The sequence below is a fragment of the Rhodococcus sp. Chr-9 genome (assembly GCF_000801125.1).
Lineage (GTDB): Bacteria > Actinomycetota > Actinomycetes > Mycobacteriales > Mycobacteriaceae > Rhodococcus > Rhodococcus pyridinivorans.
Genome location: NZ_JTIZ01000084.1, coordinates 1 through 1,410 on the forward strand (window position 1 = coordinate 1; position 1,410 = coordinate 1,410).

1 protein-coding gene is annotated in these 1,410 nt (G+C 68.8%); it reads left to right on the forward strand.

What is annotated here, in order from left to right:
* The coding region (gene pgi / locus QR64_RS11895) for a glucose-6-phosphate isomerase (RefSeq protein ID WP_039585312.1) at window positions 1–1,410 on the forward strand (1,410 nt) is incomplete at both ends.

Genomic DNA, 1,410 nt, shown 5'->3' on the forward strand with positions numbered 1-1,410 from the left:
GCCGCGGCTCGGGAGGCGATGCTCTCGGGTGCGCACATCAACGTCACCGAGGATCGGGCGGTGCTGCACACCGCCCTGCGTCTGCCCCGCGATGCGCAGTTGATCGTCGACGGGGTCGATGTCGTCGCCGATGTCCACGCCGTGCTCGACCGGATGGGCGAGTTCACCGACCGCCTCCGCAGCGGCGACTGGCGCGGCGCCACCGGGCAGCAGATCACCACGGTGGTCAACATCGGCATCGGCGGCTCCGATCTCGGCCCGGCGATGGTCACCCGCGCACTGCGGCGCTTCCACGACGGGCCGGCGACGCGGTTCGTCTCCAACGTCGACCCCGCCGATCTGACCGCGGCGCTGGCCGACCTGGACCCGGCGACGACCGTGTTCATCGTCGCGTCGAAGACGTTTTCCACCCTCGAAACCCTCTCCAACGCCACCGCCGCCCGCCGCTGGCTCGTCGACGCCCTCGGGGAAGATGCGGTGGCGAAGCATTTCGTCGCGGTGTCGACGCACACCGAGCGGGTGGTCGAGTTCGGCATCGACCCGGCGAACATGTTCGAATTCTGGGACTGGGTCGGCGGCCGCTATTCGGTCGGCTCGGCGATCGGGCTGGCGGTGATGTGCGCCATCGGACGCGAGCGGTTCGCCGAGTTCCTCGCCGGCATGCACACCATCGACACCCACTTCGCCACCACCGCCCCGGCACAGAACGCACCGTTGCTGGCGGGGGTGATCGGGGTGTGGAATGCGAGCGTCCTCGGTTATCGGTCGCGCGCGGTGGTGCCCTATGCGCAGGATCTGGCGCGGCTGCCGGCCTATCTGCAGCAGCTGACCATGGAATCGAACGGCAAATCCGTGCGCGCCGACGGCACACCGGTGGTGTGTCCGACCGGGGAGGTGTTCTGGGGTGAGCCCGGTACCAACGGTCAGCACGCCTTCTTCCAGTTGCTGCACCAGGGCACCGAGATCGTCCCCGTCGACTTTCTCGGCCTGGCCCGTAGCGGCGACGACCTGCCCGCCCGCGACGGGCAGACCAGCATGCAGGTGTTGTTGCTGGCGAACATGTTCGCCCAGGCCAAAGTGTTGGCCTTCGGGCGTGATGCCGACGAGGTCCGCGCCGACGGCGTCGACGAGGCGTTGGTGGCGCACAAGGTGATGCCCGGGGATCGGCCGTCGACGACGATCCTCGCCCCGGAACTGACCCCGTCGGTGGTCGGGCAGATCATCGCCTTCTACGAACATCAGACCTTCGTCCAAGGCGTCGTGTGGGGGATCGACTCGTTCGACCAGTGGGGCGTCGAACTCGGCAAGACCCAGGCCACCGCCCTGCAGACGGTGCTCGCCGGCGACGAGATCCCCGACACCGGCGACGCGTCCACCGACCACCTGATCGAGGTCTACCGCACCCTGCGC